Raw genomic sequence first — 25,515 nt, 5'->3', positions numbered from 1 at the left:
CAGCGGAGCGATGGCATGAGCGAAGAAACCCAGGAGCCGGCGGCAGCCCATCGCCGCAAGAAGGGCTGGGGTCCGGTCCGCTACGCGCGCTCCCGGCCGCGCCTGCTGATCGCCGCCGTGATCGCCGTCGTGGCTGCCGCAGGCCTGGAGTTCACGGGCCTGCAGCGCAGCGTGGCGCTTCTGCTCGGCTTCGACATCGGCGCGCTGGCGTACCTGTTGATGATCCTGCGGATCTTCTTCGGGGCGACCCAGGCCACCATGCGCAGGCAGGCTCGCATGCAGGACTCCGGGCGCTGGACCACTCTGCTCAGCGGCGTCGCGCTCTCGGCCATCGTGCTGATCGCTGTCACTACCGAGCTCAATTCGGGCAGCAAGGGCGGCGCCTTCGCGATCGCGGTGGCGGCGGCGACAATCATCCTGTCGTGGATGTTCATGAACACCTTGTTCGCCCTGCACTATGCACATGGTTACTACGGTGAGTTCGGTGCGAAGCACAAAGGCCTCGATTTCCCGGGTGATGAAGAGCCGGATTATTGGGACTTTGCGTATTTCTCGTTCACCATCGGCATGACCTTCCAGGTCTCCGACGTGCAGATCACCACGCGCTACCTTCGCCGTATCGGCCTGATGCACAGCGCGATCGCGTTCTTCTTCAATGTGTTCATCATCGCTATCAGCGTGAACATCGCCGCGGGCAAGGCCTGACAACCTCAGGCCGTGTGTGGTCGGTGGACACGGACACAAAGCAGCACGCTGGTGACCAGGGCGACCACGGCCAGCAATTCGACCGCGGTCGGCAGCCGCCGTTCCCACAGGAAACCGTAGAGCAGGGCGAACAGCGTCTCGAACAGGATCATCTGCCCGACCAGGGTGAGCGGCAGCAGGCGACTCATCCGGTTCCACAGCCCGTTGCCCAGGATGGACGCGAAGACGGCGATGCCCGTGCTGATGGCCGCGAATCGAATCCACGCCGCGCCGCCGTGCGTGGCCGCGTCGGTAAGCACAGCCACCGGGATCAGGAGCAGGGCAAGTGCCCCGGTGACTACGCCGGTCAGCAGATTCCAGTCATGTGCGGAGACGTGTTCCAGGCGGGCAAGCCAGCGTGCGTTGATCACGGCATAGGCGGTCCATGCGGCGAGGGCACCCATGGCGCAGAGCAATCCGGCGAGCCTATGAGGTTGGGTCTGGACGTGAGCGCCGGCCATCGCCTGCCACGCGATGCAGCCGATCGCCACGGCGCTCAGCCACAACGATGGGGCGAGTCGGTGTAAAGGGACAGCACCTGTCGCGCGGCTGCCAACCAGGGTGACCGCGACGGGCAGGAAGCCGATCACCAGCGAGGTCATGCCCACGCCTCCCCACTGCACGGCGCTGGCCAGGAGCACGTAGTAGAGAATGTTTCCCAGCAGGCTAAGGCCCACCAGCCCGCGCCAGTGGCGCCCTTCCAGCCAGACTTTCAGGGGCCGCCAGCGCGGCACCAGGAGGCAGGCCGAAATGAGCCCGTAGACGAGATAGCGGCCGGCGGCCAGTTGCACGGCCGTGAAATCCCGGGCCAGTTCGGGTGCCAGGAAGACCAGTCCCCACAAGGCGCCAGCGGCCACGCCGAAGCCGATCCCCAGTCCCAGTCGTGCACGTTCGTCCAAGGGTGGCTCCAGCGAAATCGGCAAGGATGGCGAGTTTACTGCCCAATTTTCTTATTGACGCGACGCCGCAAACGCGGTGTCCTGCGTTTAGCCATCCAATCGGCACGGCCCGTCCTGGGGCCGGGTAACAAGGGGGGAAGACCTATGTATACGAAATCGATCTGTCGGGCGACGACGTTCGCCCTGGTTATGGCCCTCGCCGCGGGTCCGGCCGCAGCCCGTTCGGCGGATGACACCCCGCCGGATACGCTCTGCACCGTGATCGGGACCGCCTCGCGCTATCTCGGCACCACGGTAACCGTACGCGGCGTGGCGTCGTCGGCCGGCAAGGTGACGACGCTCTCCGACGACCAGTGCAAGGGCAGCGTGAGCCTCACCCTCGACGACAGCGGCAGTCGCAAGCGCGACATTACGTCGTTCAAGCGGGCCGTGGCATCCAATGGTGCCCACGCGAATGCGACCGTGTCGGGCCGCTTCCGCTCGACGGGTGACGCGCAGTCGCCTTACGCGATCGACGTGTACAGCGTTCGCGACGTCGTCGACCTTCATGATGGCGGCGGCTAACAGGGCGTTCGTTTCCATCCTTGCGCAGTCGCTCCAGATGGCCCGCCACCCGCTGTAGGAGCCGATTCATCGGCGATCCCGCGGCAGCGGGCCGGGTTTCCGCGAGCAGCCATCGCCGCTGAAGCGGCTCCCACAGGGGGATATGGCATTCAGTCCGGAACATAGGAAAAGTATCGATTGAACGTCGGGCCCCGGCTCGATTGCTTTGGTGCGATGGGCCAGAATCCCCGACTATCGGTGCGCCATGGGTGGCGGGGGAAGGTATGCGCAGCAAGTTGTTCGTGCCCGGCGGGCGTCCGGAACTGTTCGCCAAGGCGCTGGCCGGGCCGGCGGATGCCTTGTCGTTCGATCTCGAGGATTCGGTGCCTGCCGCGGTGAAGGCCGGTGCCCGGGCCGATGTGGCCGCCTTCGTCGCCTCGAACGCCGTTCGCAGCGCCGCCAAGGCGATCATCGTGCGGGTGAATGCCCCGGACACCGAATGGTTCGAAGACGATCTTGCGGCGGTACTGACGCCGGGGCTGACCTTGCTCAATGTGCCCAAGGTGGAATCGCCGGAGGCCTTGCTTGCCGTCATCGCGATGATGGAGCACGTCGAGGCAGAGCGCGGCCTGGATGGCTCGGTCGGCCTGCTGGTCAACATCGAAACGCCCAGGGCACTCGACCAGGCCGCCGCGATCGCCGCCGCGCATCCTCGTGTCGCCGGCCTCCAGCTGGGGCTGGCGGATCTTTTCGAGCCGCACGGCATCGACCGTGGCGACGTGGCGGCGGTACACGCTGCGATGTTCGCGGTGAAGATCGCTTCGGCGGCAGCTGGCGTGTTCGCGATCGACGCCGCCTTTGCCGCGATCGACGACGTGGCGGGCTATGAGGCCGAAGCGCGCATGGCGCGTCGACTCGGCTTCGTCGGCAAGAGCTGCGTCCATCCGCGGCAGGTAGCCCTTGCCAATGAGGTGTTCGCACCGTCGTCCGGGGAGATCGCGCTGGCACGTCGCATTGTCGCGGCCTCGGTCGAAGCGGGGCGCGCGGGCCACGGTGCCTTCGTGGTCGACGGCCGGATGATCGACCTGCCATTCCTCAAACGCGCGCAGGCGCTGCTGGCATCGGCAGGATGATGCGTCTGCTCCTGCTCCTTTGCTTGCTTACCTCAGGCATGGCACACGCCGAGGCGCTCACGCCCTTGCGTGGTAGCGCGCTGCCTTCGCTGCCCATGGTGGGAACCGTGCATGGCTTCGCCACCGTGGATGGCCGGCTCGTCGCGGTGGTCGACGACCGCGCCTGGATCCTCGACGAAGGCCAGGGCAGCTGGCGCTCGCTGGCCTGGTCCGCGGGTGTCGCACCGAAAGCGCTATCGGCATTGTTCGGCGATGCCTCGCGCGGCTACGTGTTGTTGGGCGATGACGCCTCGGTCGCTACTTCCGTCGCGCGTCTGTCGCTGGACGCGACGGGTCTGGTCCTGAAACCTTTGCCACCCTTTCCACATCCCATCGTCGGCGCGCGTGTCGCGTCGAACGACAGCGCCGTCTATGTCGCCGGTATCGAGAATGGCGCATCGGCGCTGCTACGCATCGATCCCGGTGCGGTCCAGCCCGCTTGGGTAAAGCTGGCGAGCCTCCCGTCCGGTGCGCCACCGTCCACGCTCGTGGTCCAGGGCGCGGGCGTCTTTGCCACCGTCGGCAATACAGTGTGGCGCTGGGTGCCCGACGGCGGCTGGAGCGAACGCGGCACCGCGCCGGCCCCGATTCTCCCGGGCATGGCGCGACCGATGGGCCAGGCCAACGTGGCCTACCTCGTTGGCGATGCCACAACGGCCCGCGCCATGACATTCCAGGTAGTGACTCGCGCCTGGGCTGGGCTTCCGGGCGTTCAGTTCGCTGGGGTAACGTCGGCGGCGACCTGGAACGACGGCTTCATCTGGTCGTCGACGGATGGCGTGAAGACGATGGTCGCGTCCGCCCAGGTACAGTCGAGCAAACTGCTTCTACGCTGGCTCGACTGGCTGGTGATCATCGTCTATCTCGGTGGCATGATCGGCATCGGCCTGTATTTCTACCTGCGTGAGAAGCGCAACTCGACCGCGAATTTCTTCGTCGGCGGCCGCAGTATTCCGTTCTGGGCCGCGGGCGTGAGCCTGTATGCCGCGAACACCAGCTCGATCAGCTTCATCGCCATTCCGGCGAAGGCCTTCGAGAGCAACTGGCAGTACATGACGAACAACCTCATCGCCGTGTTCGGCCTGATGTTCGTCGCCGTGTGGATCGTTCCGCTGCTGCGCCGGCTGGACCTGATGTCGGTGTTCTCGTATCTGGAAACCCGCTTCCATCCCGCTATCCGCATGATCGCCAGCGCGCTGGCCATCCTCACCCAGCTCGGCAGCCGGATGAGCGTGATCCTGTTCCTGCCTGCGCTGGCCATCGCCACGATCACCGGCATCAGCACGACGCTGAGCGTGATCCTGATGGGCGGCTTCACCATCATCTACACCGCCATGGGCGGGATGAAGGCGGTGATCTGGACGGACGTGGTGCAGGTGATCGTCAAGATGGGCGGCGCGATTTTCGCCATTGGCTTCATCATCTGGCACTTGCACGGCGGTTTCGGCGAGTTCCTCAGTACGGCGATGGCCGATCGCAAGATGCACCTGCTGGATTTCAGTTTCGACCTGACCAAGGCGACGGTCTGGGGCTTTCTTTTCCTCGTGCTATTCGACGTCGTGCTGACCTTCCCGAAGGACCAGGTACTCATGCAGCGCACCTTGTCCACCCCGTCCGCCAGGGAAGCCGGTCGCTCGATCTGGGCGTTCGCGGCGATCATGATCCCGGGCGGATTGGTCTTCTACATGATCGGCACGGCGTTGTTCGTGTTCTACAAAGCGCATCCTGAGCGGATGAACCCGATGCTGCCGATCGACGCCACATTCCCGCTGTTCATCGCGGCCGAACTGCCGATGGGGGTGACCGGGCTCATCGTGGCGGGCATCTTCGCGGCGGCCATGGCGACTCTCTCGGGCATCATGAACAGTGTGGCCACCCTGGTTTCCGTGGACTTCTACGATCGGCTGGTGAAGAACCGCACGCCGAAGCAGAACGTGATCTTCGCCGAGGTAACGACGGTCGTTGTCGGACTGGTCGGTATCGGTCTGGCGCTGCTGCTGTCGCGGTTCGACGTGCATTCGTTGTTCGATGTATCGATCGAGCTGGCTGGTTTGCTCGGCGGCGGCTTCGCCGGTGCCTATACGCTGGGCATGTTCACGCGCAGGGCGAACTCACCGGGCGTGGCGATCGGTATCGCATCGAGCACGGCACTGACCTTCATCGCCTGGATCTTCAAGCTGGTCCACCCGTACTTCTACCTGGCGATCTCGATCTGCCTTTGCATCGTGATCGGCTATATCGCCAGCCTGTTCTTCCCGGCACCGACACGATCGCTTCGCGGCCTGACGATTCATCGCGATCGCGAAGGCGAATGACCTACCATGGCGCTCACCCGCCGACCGCCAGTGAGATGACGTGGAAACCCAGTTCCTCAATACCTTCATCACCGTCGCCGACCATGGGTCGATGGCGGCGGCGGCGCGATTGCTCAATATCACGCCGGCTGCTGTGGCGCAGCAGATACGCACGCTGGAACGAGAGATAGGCACGACCCTTATCGCTCGCGTCGGGCGCACGGTAAGCGTCACCGAAGAAGGTTCGCGCATCTTGCAGCGTTCGCGAGACGTACTGCGTAACGTGGCCGACCTGCGCAGCGTCGCCAATGAGAGCGGGGTATCGGGCGAGTTGCGGCTCGGCGCTTGTCCCACGGCCCTGGCAGGCATGCTTCCCGACGTGCTCGCGCGAATGGTCGAGACCTTCCCGCGCATCAACGTCTTCATCAAGCCGGGTTACTCGGTGGATCTGTACAACGATGTGGAGAAGGGCGACCTGGACGCCGCCGTGGTGCTGCAGGCGCCTTTTCCATTGCCGAAGACCTGCGAGTGGCAGCTGCTGCGCGAGGAGCCGCTGATCGTGCTGGCACCACGTGCACTGGCGGGACGGGACCCGCATGAACTGCTCGCCACCGAGCCGCTCATCCGCTACGACCGCAATCAATGGGGCGGCCGCCAGGCCGATGACTACCTGCGTGCGAACGGCATCGTGCCGCGCGAGCGCTTCGAACTCAATGCACTGAACGCGATCGCCGTGATGGTCGACCGCGGCCTCGGCGTCTCGCTGGTTCCTGACTGGGCCAAGCCCTGGCCGGAAGGCCTGGATCTGGTTCGCATGCCGTTGCCGAACCCATCCGAACCGCGCCGCATCGGCATCGTCTGGTCACGCTCGAGCGTGCGCGTGCGGTTGGTCACCGTGCTGCTCCAGGAAAGCCGCAAGGCGATGGCGGCGATGCCATCGCGGTGATCGCGAATGTGTCGCGCATGTTGCGTCGCCGCATAGTTTTCCTTCCTTCGTAAGCAACAAAAACTAGTCTCTGAACATACCCGTCCGCGGTTTCTTGCCATGCGCTAAGCGCATAGGCTCACCATCACCGAGACGAAGGTCAGTGGTGCGCCGGGGAGGGCGTAGCCAACGCAGCAGACAGTTTCTTGCCCGGGCGCGCCGTCACAGGGGGCACGCCGCACCCGCCCGCTTGGGCGATCGATCCAACGGCAACACGGACCCGATATGATCAAACCACTTTCCGCCGCGATCGGCAGCATCCTGCTGGTCTCTTTCTTCGCCACCAGCGCGCATGCGCAGGACGCGACCTCGCAGGCCGATGCGCCGAGCGCACCCAAGGCAACGAAGAAGAAAGACGACAAGAACAACGACCAGCCGGTGAACCTCGACCAGGTCATCGTCACCGGTGTGCGCACGCCCAAGGCGATCGACGAGATTCCAGGCGCCATCACCGTGGTCAACAAGGAAGAGATCGCCCATACACTGCTAGTGACCGAAGATGCGACGGCCGTGCTGGCGCGCTCGGTGCCCGGCTATGCGGAATCGTCCCAGGCCATGAGCAACACGGGTGAAACCCTGCGCGGCCGTATTCCGTTGCGCTTGTTCGACGGTGTGCCGCAGGGCTCGCCGCTGCGCGAAGGTACCCGCAACGGCACCTTCACCGACATGGGTATCGTCGGCCGCATCGAAGTCATCAATGGTCCGTCGGCATCGGAAGGCATCGGCGCGGCGGGCGGCATCATCAATTACCTCTCGAAGACACCGACCAAGGAAGGCAACGAGACCACCATCACCACGCGCTACCAGACGCAAGGCAAGTCGGACAGCGGCAGCTGGAAGACCGGGGTGACGTTCGCCCGCAAGGAAGCCAGCTACGACGTACTGCTTTCCGGCTCGTATATCGACCGCGGCATGACCTACGACGGTAATGGGCATCGGATTGGCCTGAACACCTCCGGCTCGCTGGCCGATTCGACCTCGAGCAATCTGTTCGCCAAGCTTGGCTACAACTTCGGCGAGGGCGACGACCAGCGCCTCCAGGCAACTTTCAGCAAATTCAAGATCACCGGCAAGGGCGACTACATCCAGGTGCTCGGTTGCCGTGGCCCGACGGACGATCCACCGTGCGCGACGCCGCGTACGAATACGTCCGAGCGCGGTCATATCGACGGCTCGAGGGACGCTTTCAACGACTTCAAGCAGTACAGCGCCGAGTACACCAACAAGAACCTGTTCGGCGGCGCGCTCGATATCAACGTGTACAAGGCCGACCAGGCCATGCGTTACCTGCCGGAGAACACCGAGGACAAACAGGACCCCCTGATCGCTCCGCTGAACACCTTGTTCGACCAGTCCGAGATCACCGCCAAGAAGCGCGGCATCCGCACCTCGTGGACGCGACCGGACTTCCTGGTGACCGGCCTGGAGCTCCACACGGGCGTGGACGTGGGTCGCGACGAGGCACAGCAGCGCCTTGCCCTGACCGATCGCCTCTGGGTGCCGCCGATGATCTACAACAGCGTGGCGCCGTACGCGCAGCTGTCGTATGACATCGGGCCGTTCACCATCAGCGGCGGTTATCGTCGTGAGAGCGATCGTCTCACCGTGGACAGCTACACCACCACGTACTACCGCAATCGCGTGTTCGTGCAGGGCGGCAAGCTGTCGTACAAGGAGAACCTGCGTAACATCGGTGGCATCTGGCGCGTCAATGACGAGTGGTCGGTCTTTGCCTCGTACAGCGAAGGGTTCACGCTGCCGAACATCGGTATCCCGCTGCGCAACATCAGCGTGCCGGGCCAGTCGGTGAGCAGGATCAGCGATCTCAACGCGATCATCTACAAGAACAACGAATTCGGCTTCAACTGGCGCGGTGATCATGGTGCCTTCGGAGCCACCCACTACATCTCGAAGTCCCCCTTCGGCTCGTCGCTGGCGATCGATCCGAACACCAGTGACTTCATTCTTTCTCGTGCACCTGTGCGTATCGAGGGTACCGAGCTTACCGGCGAGTGGCGCTTCAACCCGGACTGGAAGGCGACCGCGATCTATTCGCATATCACCGGCAAGACGGCGTTCTGGTCGGCGGATCCGGCCGGCAACTACGGCGCGGGCGCGCTGGACAAGCCCCTGGGCGTGCTCGACATCAATCCGGACAAGCTGGCCTACGCCGTCACCTGGAACTATTCGGCGCACGGCGACGCCACGCTCGGTGCCACTTCGCTGTTCGGGCGGCACGTGTCGGGCAACGATACGCGCGCCTATGACGGGGCGACCTTCAGCTACAGCGAGCAAACGCACGGATACACCCTGTTCGACCTGGGCGTGAATTACGACCTGGAACGCTACGGCAAGCTGTCGCTCGGCGTGGAGAACCTGCTCGACAAGCAGTACATCCTCAGCTGGTCGCAGCTGGCGGGCTACCAGAACTACTGGTCGGGCCGTGGCCGCGTCACGTCGCTGACCTATACGATCACGCTGTGACCGAGCGATCGATCTGGCGAAGCCGCGCCTCGCGCGCGGCTTCGCTGTGCCTGGGACTGCTGCTCTGCGCTTCGGCGGCCATCGCGGCGGATGCGTGGCCCAGAGACAGGCTGGACCCACTGCACACGTTCATGCGCGATGCCACGGGGACGGAAGGATACCTCGGCGGTGTCACGCTGATCGTCCACGATGGACGCGTAGTCGATGTGGGCACGTACGGTTACGAAGATCTCGCGCGCAAGCGGCCGATGCGGCGCGATGCCATCTTCCGCATCTACTCGATGACCAAGACCGTCACGTCGGTAGCGGTCATGATGCTGGTGGAGGAGGGCAAGGTGTCGCTGGACACGCCACTGGCTGAGCTGCTGCCTGGCTTCGAGCATCCGCAGGTGATGACGGGTGGGACGGCCACGGCACCGACGCTGCGCGCCGCATCGCGCAAGCTCACTCTGCACGATCTCCTCACGCACACCTCGGGTTACCCGGCAGGCCTGGCGGGTGAGCACGAGGCCGTCACGCTGATGGAGCGCATCGATCCCCACGGCGCGAACGATCTGGCCGGCTTTGCCGAACGGATGAGCCGCGTGCCCCTGGCGGCCGACCCCGGCACCCGCTTCGGTTACGACGGCGCTTCGCTCGAACTGGTGGCGCGCGTCGTCGAAGTCGTTTCGAAGCAGCCGTTCGCCGACTTCCTGCAGGAGCGGATCTTCACGCCGCTAGGTATGCGTGATACGGGCTTCAGCATTCCAACCGACCGTCGCGGCCGTGTGGTCGACATCACCCGCATGGCGGACGACGGCCATCTCGTGATCGCCGACGGTCCGAGCGCCGCGCACCCCGGCGAGCCGCTGAACCGCTACATGAGTGGTGCAGGCGGTCTGTATTCCACCGCGGACGACTACGCGCATTTCGCCCAGATGCTGCTCGATGGCGGCCGCTACGCTGGACACAGGCTCCTCGCGCGCAAGACCGTCGAGGGGATGATGCGCAACCACCTGGGCATGCTCGACCCGCCGGTGACCCAGTTCAACGCGGGAGAGGGCTTCGGCATCGGGGGCTACGTGGTGATCGATCCCGCCCGTCGCGGCCAGCTCGGCTCGATAGGCCAATACGGCTGGGCCGGCGCGGCATCGACCACGTATACGATCGATCCGCATGAGCACCTGGTCGCCATCCTCATGCTCCAGCACCTGCCTCGCGACGACGGTCGCAAGGACCTGCCGCGCCTCGCGCGGCCGTTCTACGACCTCGTCTACCATGCTCTTCCATGACCCCCAGGTTTCCCGCCATGACCCAGTCCCCTGACGACCACGACGACACCCCTCGGGTCACCCACGAGTTCAAGTTCTCCCACGTGACCACCGGCCGTTATCTGCCGACGCCAGGCAAGGCCCCTGGCTGGCCCTTCGCCGAGATTGGCCACTGGAAGATGGACGTGGACGGCAGTGCCGACGACTGGGTACGCGAACTGCGCGACTGGCGCCGTGAACATCTCACGCGCATTGGTTATGACGACGCCAACTATCGCCGGCCCGAATTGCAGTGGGCGCAGCGCAACTTCGTCCACGCGCAGATGATGGTGGAGGATCGTTACTTCTACGACCCGGTGGCGGGGCGCTACACCGTCGATCGCTACCTGGACGATCTCGAAGCCCGCTTTGGCGGGATCGACAGCGTGCTGATCTGGTTCGTCTATCCCAACATCGGCATCGACGATCGCAACAAGACCGACCTCGCGTTCGACCTGCCCGGTGGCCTGGACGGGCTGCGCGTCGCCGTCGACGATTTCCATCGGCGTGGCGTCCGCGTCTTCCTGCCCACCATGCCCTGGGACAACGGGACGCGCCCGGCGGAAGAGAGTGACTGGGACGCGATGGCGAAGCTGGTTGCGGCGCTGGGTGCGGATGGCGTCAATGGCGACACGTACAACGGCGTGCCGCGCGCATTTTTCGACGCCTGCGATGCTGCGGGGCATCCCGTGGTGCTGCAGCCGGAGTCCACGATCAGTGCCGAAGAGCAGCTGATCTGGAACGTGCAGAGCTGGGGCAAGAAGGCGCCGAACGAGGTCATTCCACCCGTGGCGAAGTTCAAGTGGCTCGAACCACGCCACATGATCAACTACGAGAACCGTTGGGGACGCGATCGCAATCACGACCTCCAGTACATCTTTTTCAACGGCGTGGGTTACAACGCCTGGGAGAACGTGTGGGGCATCTGGAACGGCCTGACGCCACGTGATGCGGAGTCGCTGCGTCGCATCGCCACCATCGAGCGGCAGTTCGCTCCGGCCATGGTCAGCATGGACTGGCGTCCCTACGAACGCACCCAGCAGGCTGGCGTGTTTGCCAGTCGCTTTCCGACGGAGACGTACACGCTGTGGACCGTGGTGAATCGCCAGGAGTACGTGGTCGCCGGCGAACAGCTCGCCGTGCCCCATGTCGAAGGCACCCGCTACATGGACGCCTGGAACGGTGTGGAACTTTCACCGCGAATCCATGACGGCAAGGCGGTGCTGGCGTTCCTAATGGAAGGTCGTGGCTTCGGCGCGGTGGTCGCGCTGGCAGCTGGCGCCTCGGTCGATGGTCTGGCCGGTTTCCTGGCGACGATGCGCGAAGCATCCGCCACGCCTCTGGCTTCCTTGTCCTCGACGTGGCGCAGCCTGCCGCAGACCATGCGCCCAGTGACGGCGACCTTACGTGTTGCCGCTGCGCCGGCAGGCATGCTGACCATTCCTGCCGGCCCGTTCGACTTCGTCGTGGGCGGCGTCGAGATCGAAGGGCAGACGTGGGAAGGTAACGACGTGCAGTACCCGTGGGAGAGCAGTGCGCGTCGTGGGCACCGTCGGCACATGCAGATCGACGCCTTCCACATCGATCGTACGCCCGTCACCAATGCACAGTACGCCGTCTTCCTCGACAGCACGGATTGGCGTCCGCTCGACACCCACAACTTCCTGCTTCATTGGGTGGATGGCAAGCCGCCGGCCGGATGGGAGAACAAGCCGGTGACATGGGTTGGGATCGAGGATGCGCGTGCGTATGCCGCCTGGGCCGGTAAGCGTCTGCCGCACGAATGGGAATGGCAATATGCCGCACAGGGCAGCGACGGGCGTCGTTACCCGTGGGGTGACGACTGGCGCGATGACCTCGTTCCCGCCGTGAATCGCGGCCGGCGACTGCGCGCGCCGACGGATGTCGATGCCTTTCCCGAGGCGGCCAGCCCCTTCGGCGTGCTCGACCTGGTCGGCAACGTGTGGCAGTGGACCGACGAGTTCCTCGACGAACACACCCGCGCTGCTGTATTGCGTGGTGGAAGCAGCTACCAGCCGCAGACCTCGCATTGGTATTTTCCGCAGGCCTACCGTCTCGATCAGCACGGAAAATACCTGCTCATGTCACCAGGCAAGGATCGCTCCGGCTGTGTCGGATTCCGTTGCGTGGTCGATGCCGCATGAAGGCGGCCACGCAATTCGAAGGCCTGCTTGGCGACGCACTCGCGGCGAACCTGCGGGGACGCCTGTCGCATTTCATCGTCGACGAGCACAGCCCGGCCATAGCCCTTTTCGCACCCGAGCGCCGGGCACTGAACGAGGAGGGCGATTGGTACGGTGAGCACGCCGGTAAGTGGCTGGTGGCTGCATCGCGGGCTGCCGCCCGAAGCGACGACGAGTCGCTCCGTCGTCGTGTGCTGCGCGTGGCCGACTACCTGGTTTCCGTGCAGGAAGCCGATGGCTACCTGGGCACGTATGCCCCGGAGCGCCGTTTCATGGTCCAGCGCCCGCCGAAGCCGGTCAGCTGGAACGGCGAGCCCAGCGCGCGCACCTGGGACATCTGGACACACGCCTACCTGATGCTTGGCCTGCTGGAAGTGCATCGTCACTTCGGCGGCGAGAGCTATCTCGACGCCGTACGCCGCATTGGCGATCTCTGCCTGCACACGCTTACCGCAGGCGGCATCGACATCACCGACCTGGGCAATCACTTCGGCATGTCGGCAACAGTGTTGCTCGACCCTGCGGTGGACCTGCATCTGGCCACAGGCGATCCGCGCTATCTCGACCTCGCCCGGCTTGTCCTCCGCCAGGCCAATGCGCACCCGCCACTGGCCCTGCTCGACCAGTGCCTGGCCGGAACCGATGTTGCCTTCATCGCGACGGGCAAGGCGTACCAGCTGGCGTGGAACCTGGTCGGCATGGCCAAGTTGCACCGTGTCACCGGTGAGCTGGATCTTCTACGTGCGGTCGAACATGCATGGCGCAGCATTCGCGACCACCATCTGACGCTGGGTGGAGGCCCCTGGGGCGGTGTCGCGCATCGTTCGCGCGAGGTGTTCAATGCGCCGGGTGCGTTCAGTCCGGAAGGTTACGTGGAAACCTGCTCCACGCTGGCGTGGATCCAGCTCAATCGCGAGTTGCTCCTGATCACCGGCGAAGCGTGTTACGCCGAAGAAATCGAGCGTTCCGCATACAACGACCTGCTCGCTGCGCAAGCGCCGGATGGCGAAGACTGGTGCTACTACGTCTTTCCCAACGGCCGCCGCGTGCACACGACGTACTGGCGCTGTTGCAAGTCGAGCGGTGCGATGGCGGTCGAGGAGCTGCCGGATATTGCGGCAATCGCCCGTGACGCGCGAACGCTGGAGATCAACATCTATGGCCCTGGCAGTTCGTCGGCCTCGCTCGAAGGGCCAGGACGCGTGCTGTTGCGCCAGGCCACTGCATGGCCTTATCCGGATGACATACGTATCACCGTTTCCGTCGAACGGTCGGCGCGCTTCGCTCTGCGGGTGCGCGTGCCGAGCTGGGCCGAGGGTGCGACCCTTATGGTCAATGGCGAGGATACGGGCGTGACGGCGCTACCCGGGCAGTATGCGGCGGTCAAGCGTGAATGGCATGAGGGCGATGTGCTCGTCGCCCGCTTCCCGGCCCAACCGATCCTGCATCGGGCCAGCAACCGCAACATCCAGGAATCGCGCGCGCCGGACGGTAGTGCGATCCACCAGGAAGTACTGCACCTCGACTACATCGGCCTTACCTGTGGGCCACTCGTATTCGCCACCGAACTCATCGACGGCTTCAAGACGAGTGAGACCGTAAAACTACCGGAGGAGCCGCAGGCGAGCTGGCTTACGCTTCTTCCGCGTGAGGAAGGGGAGCCACCGGTAATGCGTCTGGATCCGGGTTGCCGGGCGCCGCTGCGCTTTACGCCATATTTTTCGACGGGCGGGCGGCGCGACGGCGCCTGGCGCCTTACCTGGCTGCCCTTGGCGCCGGAACAGTCCTTGTAGATTCAAACAAGTTTTTCTGCTGCCAGAACATATCGCGCCGGGGTGTTTCCCGCACCTCGTGTCCGGCAAAGTGAATGGACGCAAACGGGACCTGGCAGCTGTGGATAACGAGGCACGCATGGAAACACCGACACCGCCCCCCCGCGCCCCCTCGGGCCCCCTCGCCGGCGTGCGGGTGCTGGACCTCAGCGCGTACATCGCCGGACCTTACGGTTGCACCTTGCTGGCCGACCAGGGTGCGGACGTCATCAAGATCGAGCCGCCTGGCGGCGACAACCTGCGCCAATACCCGTCAACGCTGGTCACGGAGAGTCGCGCCTTCCTCGGCGTGAACCGCAGCAAGCGCGGCATCGTGCTGGACCTGAAAAATCCGTCGGATCATGCGGCGCTGTTGCGTCTGGTGCGCGAGGCCGACGTGTTGGTGCACAACTTTCGTCCCAGCGTGCCGGCTCGGCTCGGCATCGACCACGACCGCCTCGCCCTGATCAATCCGCGCCTGATCTACTGCGCCGTCACCGGCTATGGCGACCAGGGCCCGATGAAGGACAAGGCCGGTTACGACCAGGTACTTCAGACCATGACCGGCATGTCGACCCTGCAGGGTAAGCGCGGTGGCCCTCCGGAAGTGATCTTCGGTTCGGTGGTCGATTACTACGCCGCCGCGTTGCTTGCCGCCGGTGTCTCCTCGGCGCTGTACGAGCGCGAACGCAGCGGCATGGGCCAGTACGTAGGCGTGTCCCTGTTGCGCAGTGCGTTGACGATGCAGTCGGCGCGGATGATCTGGGCTGAAGGTGAGTCGCTGGATATCGGCCGCGACATGCGTTCGGGTGGCGTCACCGGTATTCATCCGACGCGCGATGGCTACATCTACATCTCGGCCAATACGCCCCATTTCTGGAAGGCCCTGTGCGAGCGCACGGATCTCCACGCGCTCTACAACGATCCGCGCTTCGACACCGTGCGCAAGCGCGCCGAGCACCATGAGGAAATCGTGCCTAAGCTGCATGCCGCACTCGCCTCGCGCACGGCTCTAGAGTGGGAAGCTCACTTTGGCGACGCCGTGCCCAGCGCCGCCGCCCGCCGCATCGAAGACATGTTCGACCACCCACAGGTCGTCGCCGAAGGCCTCGTCGCCACGTTCGATCACCCGGTGGTCGGTCAGTACCGCGGGGTGAATCATCCGATTCACTTTGGCCGTACACCCGCGCCGGAACCCTTCGCCGCGCCGACGCTGAACCAGCACGAAGCTTTGCTTATGACGGCGCCTGGGACCAAGGCCACGTAAAAGCAGTCTGGCTTCGGACTGGAGACCGGCTGCACTCGCTTATGCCGGGTACGATTATTTGTGGATCGGCAAGTTTTTGCGATCCGCGGCGCAACACCTGGACATTCCTGTCTTTTAGCCCGCGCGTTGGGGTCGTGAACCGCAAGAACTTACCTCGGAAAAATTCCCGTTGACCAGCTGGAAGAGTCCGACGTACGTTCAGCCGCCCTCAGGGAGAGGGGACAGGGGAATGAAGCATGCGCAAGTCTGCTCGGGTCTGGGCGTCGGCGTTCTTTGCCTGCGCGATGGCATTTTCAGGGTTGAAGGTCTCCGCTCAATCGGCGGTCACGCCAGAGCAGGAATACAAGAAGCGCATCCATGTCACTGATGACATATCGCCCCTGGGGGAAAATCCCTTTGGCGAACGGATAGGTCTTTACGACGGGTCGCTGTCCTTCAACGAGACGGACGTCAGCGCAAACGGCATCGGGCCGGCGATTACGCTTTCGCGAACCTTCTCGATTCCCGGAATCAATCCCTCGGTCGCCTTCCATCCATTCCACGCGAACGCGTTTGTCGACTGGTCGCTCGATCTTCCCCATATCGAAACACTCTCCGCGCCCGAGCAGAACACGGTCGCGGGCGTGCTTACCTGGCAGTGGTTTCTTCTCGACGATTATCAGGGCACGACGCGCTGCTCCAGTTTCGATGCCGCGCCATCGATGTTCGTCTCATCGCCGGGTACAGTCGCCACCTATGGCGCGGATTCGTGGTGGCATGGCTACCAACTCATCATGCCAGGCGCGGGCGCACAGACGTTACTGAGCCGCGGCGGATTCACTACCTCTCCCCAGATGACGGACGCCAATGGCGCCGCGATCAATTTCCCCATCATCACGAAAGAGAAGTGGGCGGTGGGCTGTCTTGCGCAGACGGCAAACGGCGTTCCCGGCGAGGGCTATCTCGCGGTATCCCCCGACGGTACGAAGTACTGGCTGGACTGGGTGACCTATCGCAGTGCCGATGCGGTCGTGAATCCGGGCAGCGCGGCGCTGAAGCGTCGCACGCTGATGTTCATGGTCTCCAAGGTGGTCGATCGCTTCGGCAATACCGTCAACTACGGCTACGACGGCAACGGCAACCTCACGTCGATCCAGGCCTCCGATGGCCGCCAGGTGACAATCAACTGGGCCCAGTGGCAGGTACCCACGGCAGACCCTGGTCCGGTGAAATCGCCGTCCACCAGCTATACCTCGTTCCGCATCACGTCCATCGTGCTCCAGCCGGGCAGCGCGGCGCCCCGAACCTGGAACTACAACTACTCCAGCGATCCGACGATTCCAAGGCTGACCTCGGTGCAGCTTCCCGATGGGTCGTCGTGGAGCTTCAACCTCGGCGGCCTGCCGGCAACCAATTCCGATTCGCTCCTCGAGTTCGGTGATAAGGGAACCTGCTTCTTCACCGCATTCCCCGACTACGCCCAGTCAGGCTCCGGGACGATCACGCACCCGTCCGGGCTGCTCGGTACGTTCGGCGCACAGACCATGATCCGGTCTCGATCGAACGTCGACGAGCCATGCAACAACCCCGTCCTGGTGGGTCGCCTTCCTACCGTGTACGCGACGACCTCGATTACTTCGAAATCGTTCTCGGGTACCAAGGTGACCCCGGCGACGTGGAGCTATACCTACTCCCCCAGTAGTCCGTCATGGAAGTACCAGTGCGGCGGCGGATGCGTCACCACGACTTACACGGACGTGCTGGACCCCGCGGGCAATACGACCCGGTACACCTTCAGCAATCAGTTCGACGCCACGGAGACCCTGCTGCAGAGGACAGACGCGTACGCCGGGGCGGTGGGCGGCACGCCGCTACGATCGGAAATCCTGACCTATGCATCGGCAACCGGTGGTCCATGGCCGGCATCCCTGGGCCTGTCGCGGGAACTCCCGGTCAACTCCGCGCAGCTGGACGAATGGATCCCCGTGGTCCGCAAGGACATCGTCGAGGAAGGAGACACGTATCGCTGGAACGTGGATCTGTTCGACGCCTATGCCATGCCGCTGGTTGTCACCCGCTACAACTCCTTCCAGGCTGCCAGCACCCTCCAGGAGCGGACGGATTATCTCAACGATCTTCCGCACTGGACGCTTGGCCTTCCCACGACCGTCGTAAACACGGCCACGGGCGTGGCGGAAAGCGAAAACGTCTATAACCCGGCCAACGTGACGTTGCAGACCCGCAAGGTCTTTGGCGAGACGTTGATGACCTACGCGTTCGATGGTCAGGGCCAGCTGGCCAGCTTCGCGGACAACAAAGGCAACACAACGACCCTCGGTAACTACAAGCGCGGCATCCCGCAGGCTATTGGATACCCGGACGGAACATCGGAGTCGATATCCGTCGACGATCTTGGCCAGGTCGCGTCGCTGACGGACCAGGCGCAGCACACCACGAGCTACACCTACGACGCCGTGGGTCGGCTGGCGTCGATTGCCTATCCGGCAGGACACGCGTTGACGTGCACGGGCGACCAGGGCGCCTGGAACGCGCAGACGATCGCCTATGAGTACGTCGGCGACGAGCGGGGCATCGGTGGCGCGCACTGGCGGCGGACGGTGACCCTGGGTAGCAAGGTGTCGGTCACCTACTTTGACGCCATGCTCAGGCCGATCCTCGCAAGTAACTACCGCGCGGGCGACCTTGGCCTTGAAACCTCGGCGCGGACCGACTTCGACTGGCGTAGTGCGAAGACCTTCGTTTCCTATCCGCTCGGCGCGAATCCGGACTTCGTAAACGGAAACGGCACGGGCTGGACGGGTGTGACGACTTACTACGACGCGCTCGGGCGGGTGTACCAGGCCGTACAGGCCTCCGAAAACGGCAACCTGACCACGTCGACCGCCTACCTCGCAAACGCGACCAGGCAGGTCACGGATGCCAAGGGTATTGCCACCATGACGGCTTACCAGGCGTTCGACACGCCGTCGTACGACAAGCCGGTTTTGGTCACGGCGCCGGAAGGCATCACGCAGCAGATCGCGCGTGACGTCTATGGAAGCCCGACCTCGATCGTGCAGTCCGGTGGCGGCAACGCCGTCAGCAAAAGCATGGTGTACGACGGCTACCATCGGCTCTGCCGGACCACTGAGCCGGAGAGCGGCAGCGAAGTGTTCGCTTACGACGATGCGAACAATATCGTGTGGCAAGTGGCCGGCGCTTCCCCGGACCTGACGGGCTGCGGGCAGGATCAGGTCGTTGCCGCCGCTGGAACGACGCGCACTTACGACACGATGAACCGTGTTCTGTCGATTCAATACCCGGTGGGCTCGAACACCGACACGGTCACCTACACGTATGACCCATTGGGTAACCCCGCTGCGGCAACGTCGGGGATCACGTCGTGGACCTATGGCCGCAACGAGCTGGGGCTCCTGACGCAGGAACAGCTCCAGGTCGAGGGCTACGTGTGGTCGATCGGGTATGGCTACGACACCAACCAGGCTCCGGCGAGCATGACGTATCCGGACAACCAGTGCGCCGCTTACGCGCCGGATGCCCTCGGTCGTCCCACGCAGGTGGGAGCCTTCGCCTCCGCGGCCAGCTACGCCCCGGACGGCAGCCTGGCATCGTTCAACCTGGGCAACGGTACGCCGTATGTCGCGCAGCAGAATGCCCGTAATCTGCTCGGGCAATTCAGGTACGGCACGTTGTCTGCGCCGTCTCTGAGCGAGGCACTCTCGTACGATCCGAATGCGAACGTCACCGGAATTACCGACCAGGTCGCCGGCGGCCAACGGTCGCGCAGCATGACGTACGACAACATCAATCGCCTGACGCAGGCGACGGCCGGGAATCTGTGGGGGACCGAGTCCTACACTTACGATGCGCTCAACAATATCCGCAGTATCACCAACAGCGGCGGCACGAATACTTACAACTACAACGCCCTCAATCAACTCGACTCGATAACCAACGCGGGGACGACGTTACACCAGTTCATCTACGACCTGCGCGGCAACACAACGTCGAAGGACGGCGCGGCGTTGACATTCGATCTGGCCAACCGGCTCACGGCGATTGCGGGCACGGATACCTATGCGTACGACGCCGCCGGCCGTCGTGTAAAGAAGGCGCCGACCGGATCGGGGGCAACGCCCACCTACTACGCGTATAGCGGGGCAGGGCAGCTGCTCTGGGAATTCGATCCATCCACCAGTAACGGCAAGGACTATTTCTACCTCGGTAGCAAGCTCGTCGCGTCGACGGATACGATCACCTCGAAGGTGATCGGCAACGTCGACGGCGTATCGAATGCCACCTCCGAGACGGCCACGCTAGCCGGGTGGACCTGTTCGGATGGGTTCGCCGACTCGCTCTCGGTTCGCGTGTACCTGGGTGGCCCGGCCGGTACGGGGACCCTCATCGGAACCTTCCCGGCTAACGTGGCCAGTGAACCGTCGGTCGCAACGGCGTGCCACAGTAGCGGTGCCGCCTACCGCTTCACGGTTGCCCTGACCGATGCGACGCGAGTCACCTATGGGAACCAGCCGATCTACGTGGTTGGCGTCGGCCTTGCGCGCATTGGCAGTGACGACCAGACCCTGCCTGGCTCCGGCAATGCGATCGTGCCGGCATCGATCACGGCTCCCTTGCCGTCGGCCTCGGTGACAGCCACCGCGTCTGGCAACCTGGCCACGATATCGGTCAGCTGGACCGCAAGCGCCCGCGCGACGGTCTATAGCGTGAAACAGACGTACAACGGCATCGGTGGAAGTCCGGTCAACATTGCCGGCACGACCATGTCCGTCAACAATCCGGCCGATGGCGCCTACTCCTACAGTGTGAGTGCGTGCAGTGGGAATGGGTGCAGCGCGGCCACCACGTCGGCCAACGTCGTCATCGCCCACATTCCGCCGGCTCCTTCGTCCATCAGCGTTCCATCGACGAGCACCGGAATTGTTCCTGTCAGCTGGCCTGCAACGGCCTATGCCACGGTGTACGAACTGGAGCAGAGCCTCAACGGGGGTCCCTGGAACACCGTCTATCATGCCGGCGCGACATCGGTGAGCGTGAACGTGGGGGTCACGGCAAGCGCGGTGTACCGGCTGCAGGCCTGCAACGCGAACGGGTGCAGTGCATTCATTGGCAGTGGTGCAGTGGCTGTCACCGTACCGCCGGCATCCGCGCCGTCGATCGCTGGTGGTGGGGGGAACAGCAGCGGTGCGTGGACAATCAGCTGGACGGGAGTCGCGGGCGCTACCGCTTACAACCTGGCTGAAAGCGTCAACGGCGGGGGATGGACCGGGGTTCAATACGCCAATGCGGGTAGTTGGTCGACGAGCGGCCGTGTCAATGGCACCTATGCATACATGGTCCAGGCTTGCAACGCCGGGGGCTGCGGTCCCTGGAGCGGAACGACAACGGTCAGCGTCGCGCTGATCCCGGCTACGCCCACCGGCTTCACGCTGACGCAGACCGGCTCGGCGAGGCCGAACATCCACCTGACGTGGAATGCCTCGGCGTACGCGACCTACTACAACATCGAGTACACGAATCCACCTTATCTCCCCGTCGTTACGAACTGGGGGAATGTCACTTCGCATAGCCAGGTGACGTTGGCCAGTGGCCTGGTCGAGTATCGGGTGCAGGCGTGTAACGCGACGGGGTGTTCCGCCTGGAGCGCCTATGAAACCGATTGGCTGGCTGGGGGCTGAAGATGAAGACGATGCGGCCCATCATGCGCACATCGAGGCGTCGGCTGAGCGGAGTCGACTCGCTTATCCTCGCCGTCGTAGCGTCCTCGCTTTCTGTCGCAACGGTTAACGCCACGACGACAGTGACCTATTATTATTCCGACATGCAGGGGACCCCCCTGATATTGGCCGACGCGTCGGGCAATATCATCGCCACAGCCGACTTCAAGCCTTACGGCACGCAGGCGGCGGGTTCACCCACCGCAGGACCTGGCTATACGGGACACCTATTCGACGCTGACAGCCTGCTCATCTACATGCAGGCTCGGTATTACGACCCCGACGCGGACGCTTTCTAAGCGTCGATCCGATAACCCCTGCGAATGGGGGCGTATTCCGAACTAACAGATTCGTCTACGCGAACGGAAATCCGGTTACTAATGTCGATCCGGATGGGCGAAACACGAATAGTGACGGAAGGGAGACCGACCCGTGCGCCAGCGCGGCCAACGTGTGCGCGTTTGATTCCCACGATAGCCACGATGGCGCGATCGCTTCAATAGGTCAAAACAACGGTCCGACTAGTGGCAAGTATGAGATTTCCCACGGCGTCCCGGACGGCGCATACTTTTTTGCCAGTATGGACGGTGCGGGATTTTATGCCCCAGGGAACTACGATTTCAGTGCGGTATATGTGGCTGGTGTGAAGGATAAAGATAATATTTTCGATCATGCTTCGTACGCCTCCATCAAGCAGGCTATCGGGCAAGGAGGAACTTATGATGTCCAGCGCAGTCAGGGTGTGTTCTACGGTGCCTACACAAATGCTTCCAACTTCAATGTTGGCATTTATATGAATGGGGCTGGCTATACGTTGCACCAAACAGAAACCATCGGCGCGGTGTACTCGCGTAGAAACTCAAGTAATGCCAACTCGCCAGGCCAGACGCAATGGTGGGTCAGGGGGTGGCAAAGTGCGCAGGCGAAGAACTTCCCACACGGGCGTCCGTCCGCTCCATCTGATCTCATCTTTTCGCAACAGGGCACGCACTAGCTTGAACATCATCTCCGGAAAGTTCCCGTTGCGATGGATCGCAGCGCTTTGTTGGCTAATGATCGTCGGCTGCTCCAACGATGAGCCACCGGTCCAGGACTGTGTTCACGACGATCGGGAAGTGCCCGCTTCGGGCGCCAGCGACTACGTTCTTCATACCGAAGAAACCATCTGTGATAACTTTGCGCACTCGGACACGGTGTTGCTTTACCTGGTGAAGCGCGGGGAGGCAAGGCGTATCGAGGTGTTCGAGTACGTTCCCGCGATGACGCGTGATGAGCCTCGGGTCACGTGGGTTTCTCCTGGTAGATTGAGAATCGACTTCAGGGCCGTCGAATCCGTTGTAAAGACGTATCAAGTAAACGAATTGCAAGTGAATATCTACGTGGCGACGCCGCCGCCCCGGCCCTGAGTTTTCCATCGCGCGACAAGTCGGCTCCTACAGAAGGGTTGCAAGATAAGGCGCGGTACGACTCTCTTTCGACCGCGCGACGCCCTCAGGCGTACCGGCGGCGACGATCTTTCCGCCCTGGTCGCCAGCGCCCGGGCCCACGTCGATCACCCAGTCGCTGCCCGCCACGACGCGCATCTCATGCTCGACGACGATGACGGTATTACCTGCGTCGACGAGCCCCTGGAGTTGCGCGACCAGCTTGTCGACATCCGACGGATGAAGGCCCGTCGTGGGTTCATCCAGGACATAGACACTGCTGCCGCGCTGGGCGCGTTGCAGCTCGGTGGCGAGCTTGATGCGCTGGGCTTCACCGCCGGAGAGCTCCGTGGCCGGCTGGCCAAGGCGCAGGTAGCCGAGGCCGATATCGCGAAGAAGCAGTAGCGACTTCAGCACGTTGGCTTCGCTGGCGAAGAACTCGCAGGCCTCCTCCACAGTCATGTGCAGCACGTCGGCAATGTTCCGGTCGTTCCAGCGAATCGCCAGCGTCTGCTCGTTGTAGCGCGCTCCGTGGCAGGTGGGGCAGGGCGCATACACGCTGGGCATGAACAACAGCTCGACGCTGACGAAGCCTTCACCCTCACACGTCTCGCAGCGGCCTTTGGCTACGTTGAACGAGAAGCGACCTGCATCGTAACGTTTCGCCTTCGCGGCCTTCGTAGCGGCAAACAGCTTGCGCACGTGGTCGAACAGACCGGTATAGGTCGCGAGGTTCGAGCGCGGCGTTCGTCCGATAGGCTTCTGGTCGACCTGGACGAGACGTGTGACAGCATCGGCGCCGGAGTGGATGTGGCCAGTGGTCGTCGCGATCACGCTCGGCTCCGTGTCGTCGCCTTCGTCCTCGACAACGCGTGGCTCGTGTCCGAGGTGCTCACCCAGCAGTTCCACGAGGGCCTGGCTGACCAGGCTTGATTTGCCTGATCCTGAAATGCCCGTCACGGAGGTGAATGTACCGAGCGGGAAGCGTGCAGCCAGCCGGCTGAGGTTGTTCCGCGTGACATTACGCAGTTCGAGCCAGCCGCTTGGCTGACGCGGGGCGCGTCGGGTGACCCGCGTGTCGCCAAACAGATAGCGCGCGGTATGCGAAGCGGTCACCCTGGCCAATCCGGCAGGTGGGCCGCTATAGAGAATCTCGCCACCCCGTTCACCCGCATCCGGACCCACGTCGACCAGCCAGTCGGCACGACGCATCATGTCGAGGTCGTGTTCGACGACGAAGATCGAGTTTCCCGATGCCTTCAATTGTCCCAGTGCAGTGAACAGCGCTTCGCCGTCTGCCGGGTGCAGTCCCGCGGAGGGCTCGTCGAGCACGTATACGACGCCGAACAGATTGCTGCGTATCTGCGTGGCAAGACGCAAGCGCTGAAGTTCTCCAGGCGAAAGGGTAGGGCTACTGCGGTCCATCGACAGATAGCCCAGTCCGAGCGACTGCAGCGTGCCGATGCGTGCGACGAGGTCCTGGGCGATGCGTTGTGCGGCAATGCGCTTCTCTTCCGAGAGATTCGGCGTGCGACGCACGTCCGAGGAACCTTCGTGTCCCAGCCCACCGGCAGCGACACGCCTGGCGATATCGCGCTTGCCGGCAGCGCGGCTCTGCGTGGCCTTGCCCGCCGCAGCGAGCTCATCGAAGCGCCCTTCGGCCGCAGGACGCAGCGTCTCGACCAGCTGGTCGAACGACATGGCGGACAACGTGCCAATGTCGACACCAGCGAACGTGACCGACAGCGCCTCGCGCTTGAGGCGCTTGCCGTCGCAAACCGGACAGAGGCTGCCGATCATGAATCGCGACACGCGCTTCTTCATCAACGGGCTCTGCGTTGTCGCGAAGGTGTGCAGCACGTAACGACGGGCTCCCATGTAGGTGCCCATGTAACTCGGTTCGGTCTTGCGCTTCAGTGCCGCGCGCGTCTCGGCGGGCGTGAATCCCGCGTACACCGGTGCTACGGGTTGCTCCTCGGTGAACAGGATCCAGTCGCGCTGCTTCTTCGGCAGATCACGCCAGGGGATGTCCACGTCGTAGCCCAGCGTCACCAGGATGTCGCGCAGGTTCTGTCCGTGCCACGCGGGCGGCCAGGAAGCGATAGCACGTTCGCGGATGGTCAGCGACGGATCGGGAACCATCGTCTGTTCGGTCACCTCGTACACGCGGCCGAGACCGTGGCAGTTCGGGCAGGCACCCTGGGGCGTGTTCGGCGAAAAGTCCTCGGCGAAAAGCATCGGCTGCTTCGCCGGATAGCTGCCTGCGCGCGAATAGAGCATGCGTACCAGGCTGGAGAGCGTGGTGACGCTGCCGACCGAAGACCGTGTGCCGGGAGTGCCGCGCTGTTGCTGCAGCGCCACGGCCGGTGGCAGGCCTTCAATGTCGTCAACGTCGGGCACACCCACCTGGTCGATCAGGCGCCGCGCGTACGGTGCGACGGATTCGAAGTAACGGCGTTGCGCTTCCGCGTACATCGTGCCGAAGGCCAGCGAGGACTTGCCGGATCCCGAGACGCCCGAGAACACCACCAGCGCATCGCGCGGCACGGCTACGTCGATGTTCTTCAGATTGTGCTCGCGGGCGCCGCGGACGCGGACGAAGCCGTTGTCGTGCACGGAGGCCATGGGGGCAGGACGCTTTTTCATGGCGACGATTATCGTCCG

16 protein-coding genes are annotated in these 25,515 nt (G+C 63.7%); 14 read left to right on the top strand and 2 right to left on the bottom strand.

The annotated features are described in order from the left end of the window. Positions 1-15: 15 nt before the first annotated feature. Complete coding sequence (locus C8J98_RS10855) at positions 16-705, top strand: DUF1345 domain-containing protein (protein ID WP_107913216.1); 690 nt, start codon at positions 16-18, stop codon at positions 703-705. Between the two features lie 5 nt (positions 706-710). Here the strand turns inward: C8J98_RS10855 and C8J98_RS10850 are convergent, their stop codons facing one another. Beyond that, complete coding sequence (locus tag C8J98_RS10850) at positions 711-1,643, bottom strand: DMT family transporter (protein WP_107913215.1); 933 nt, start codon at positions 1,641-1,643, stop codon at positions 711-713. A gap of 144 nt (positions 1,644-1,787) precedes the next feature. Between C8J98_RS10850 and C8J98_RS10845 the strand changes: the two genes are divergently transcribed. From C8J98_RS10845 to C8J98_RS10785, 13 genes are all read left to right on the top strand, one after another. After that, complete coding sequence (locus C8J98_RS10845) at positions 1,788-2,207, top strand: hypothetical protein (RefSeq protein WP_107913214.1); 420 nt, start codon at positions 1,788-1,790, stop codon at positions 2,205-2,207. A gap of 263 nt (positions 2,208-2,470) precedes the next feature. Continuing rightward, positions 2,471-3,319 (top strand): CoA ester lyase, encoded by an 849-nt coding sequence (locus tag C8J98_RS10840; RefSeq protein ID WP_107913213.1) that lies wholly within the window; start codon positions 2,471-2,473, stop codon positions 3,317-3,319. Then, on the top strand, positions 3,316-5,673 hold the full coding sequence (locus C8J98_RS10835; RefSeq protein WP_107913212.1) for a sodium:solute symporter: 2,358 nt from the start codon (positions 3,316-3,318) through the stop codon (positions 5,671-5,673). Before C8J98_RS10840 ends, C8J98_RS10835 begins: the two co-directional genes overlap by 4 nt. A 40-nt stretch (positions 5,674-5,713) precedes the next feature. Beyond that, entirely contained in the window at positions 5,714-6,598 is an 885-nt protein-coding gene (locus C8J98_RS10830) for a LysR family transcriptional regulator (protein WP_107913211.1), read from the top strand. 264 nt (positions 6,599-6,862) lie between these two features. Next, positions 6,863-9,121, top strand: coding sequence for a TonB-dependent receptor (locus C8J98_RS10825; protein ID WP_107913210.1), 2,259 nt, complete (start codon positions 6,863-6,865; stop codon positions 9,119-9,121). Further along, a complete protein-coding gene (locus C8J98_RS10820; protein WP_107913209.1) occupies positions 9,118-10,392 on the top strand; it encodes a serine hydrolase domain-containing protein in 1,275 nt (424 codons plus the stop codon). The genes C8J98_RS10825 and C8J98_RS10820 overlap by 4 nt, the downstream gene beginning before the upstream one ends. 17 nt (positions 10,393-10,409) lie before the next feature. Next, positions 10,410-12,575 carry an SUMF1/EgtB/PvdO family nonheme iron enzyme gene (locus tag C8J98_RS10815; RefSeq protein ID WP_107913208.1) on the top strand — a complete coding sequence of 722 codons (2,166 nt, stop codon included), beginning with the start codon at positions 10,410-10,412 and terminating at the stop codon, positions 12,573-12,575. Next, on the top strand, positions 12,572-14,407 hold the full coding sequence (locus tag C8J98_RS10810; protein WP_107913207.1) for a beta-L-arabinofuranosidase domain-containing protein: 1,836 nt from the start codon (positions 12,572-12,574) through the stop codon (positions 14,405-14,407). Before C8J98_RS10815 ends, C8J98_RS10810 begins: the two co-directional genes overlap by 4 nt. A gap of 118 nt (positions 14,408-14,525) precedes the next feature. Further along, on the top strand, positions 14,526-15,692 hold the full coding sequence (locus tag C8J98_RS10805; protein WP_107913206.1) for a CoA transferase: 1,167 nt from the start codon (positions 14,526-14,528) through the stop codon (positions 15,690-15,692). Positions 15,693-15,928: 236 nt separating this feature from the next. After that, entirely contained in the window at positions 15,929-21,388 is a 5,460-nt protein-coding gene (locus C8J98_RS10800) for a hypothetical protein (protein WP_107913205.1), read from the top strand. Between the two features lie 2 nt (positions 21,389-21,390). Then, the gene (locus tag C8J98_RS10795) at positions 21,391-21,726 is read left to right on the top strand and encodes a hypothetical protein (RefSeq protein WP_146171624.1); all 336 of its coding nucleotides are present in this window, start codon (positions 21,391-21,393) and stop codon (positions 21,724-21,726) included. Positions 21,727-21,878: 152 nt separating this feature from the next. Continuing rightward, positions 21,879-22,421, top strand: coding sequence for a hypothetical protein (locus C8J98_RS10790; RefSeq protein WP_233260195.1), 543 nt, complete (start codon positions 21,879-21,881; stop codon positions 22,419-22,421). Between the two features lies 1 nt (position 22,422). Then, on the top strand, positions 22,423-22,833 hold the full coding sequence (locus C8J98_RS10785; protein ID WP_146171623.1) for a hypothetical protein: 411 nt from the start codon (positions 22,423-22,425) through the stop codon (positions 22,831-22,833). A 27-nt stretch (positions 22,834-22,860) separates the two neighbouring features. Here the strand turns inward: C8J98_RS10785 and C8J98_RS10780 are convergent, their stop codons facing one another. After that, complete coding sequence (locus tag C8J98_RS10780; RefSeq protein ID WP_107913202.1) at positions 22,861-25,497, bottom strand: excinuclease ABC subunit UvrA; 2,637 nt, start codon at positions 25,495-25,497, stop codon at positions 22,861-22,863. Between the last annotated feature and the right edge of the window lie 18 nt (positions 25,498-25,515).

It is taken from the genome of Luteibacter sp. OK325 (assembly GCF_003050935.1).
Classification (GTDB): Bacteria; Pseudomonadota; Gammaproteobacteria; order Xanthomonadales; family Rhodanobacteraceae; genus Luteibacter.
This window is presented reverse-complemented; position numbering and strand designations above follow the sequence as displayed.

What these genes read in the sequence shown, in the direction of transcription:
- C8J98_RS10855 (WP_107913216.1), top strand. Translation starts at nt 16, where the DNA reads ATGAGCGAAGAAACCCAGGAGCCGGCGGCAGCCCATCGCCGCAAGAAG.
- C8J98_RS10800 (WP_107913205.1), top strand. Translation starts at nt 15,929, where the DNA reads ATGCGCAAGTCTGCTCGGGTCTGGGCGTCGGCGTTCTTTGCCTGCGCG.
- C8J98_RS10845 (WP_107913214.1), top strand. Translation starts at nt 1,788, where the DNA reads ATGTATACGAAATCGATCTGTCGGGCGACGACGTTCGCCCTGGTTATG.
- C8J98_RS10825 (WP_107913210.1), top strand. Translation starts at nt 6,863, where the DNA reads ATGATCAAACCACTTTCCGCCGCGATCGGCAGCATCCTGCTGGTCTCT.
- C8J98_RS10795 (WP_146171624.1), top strand. Translation starts at nt 21,391, where the DNA reads ATGAAGACGATGCGGCCCATCATGCGCACATCGAGGCGTCGGCTGAGC.
- C8J98_RS10780 (WP_107913202.1), bottom strand. Translation starts at nt 25,497, where the DNA reads ATGAAAAAGCGTCCTGCCCCCATGGCCTCCGTGCACGACAACGGCTTC.
- C8J98_RS10835 (WP_107913212.1), top strand. Translation starts at nt 3,316, where the DNA reads ATGATGCGTCTGCTCCTGCTCCTTTGCTTGCTTACCTCAGGCATGGCA.
- C8J98_RS10815 (WP_107913208.1), top strand. Translation starts at nt 10,410, where the DNA reads ATGACCCAGTCCCCTGACGACCACGACGACACCCCTCGGGTCACCCAC.
- C8J98_RS10810 (WP_107913207.1), top strand. Translation starts at nt 12,572, where the DNA reads ATGAAGGCGGCCACGCAATTCGAAGGCCTGCTTGGCGACGCACTCGCG.
- C8J98_RS10805 (WP_107913206.1), top strand. Translation starts at nt 14,526, where the DNA reads ATGGAAACACCGACACCGCCCCCCCGCGCCCCCTCGGGCCCCCTCGCC.
- C8J98_RS10840 (WP_107913213.1), top strand. Translation starts at nt 2,471, where the DNA reads ATGCGCAGCAAGTTGTTCGTGCCCGGCGGGCGTCCGGAACTGTTCGCC.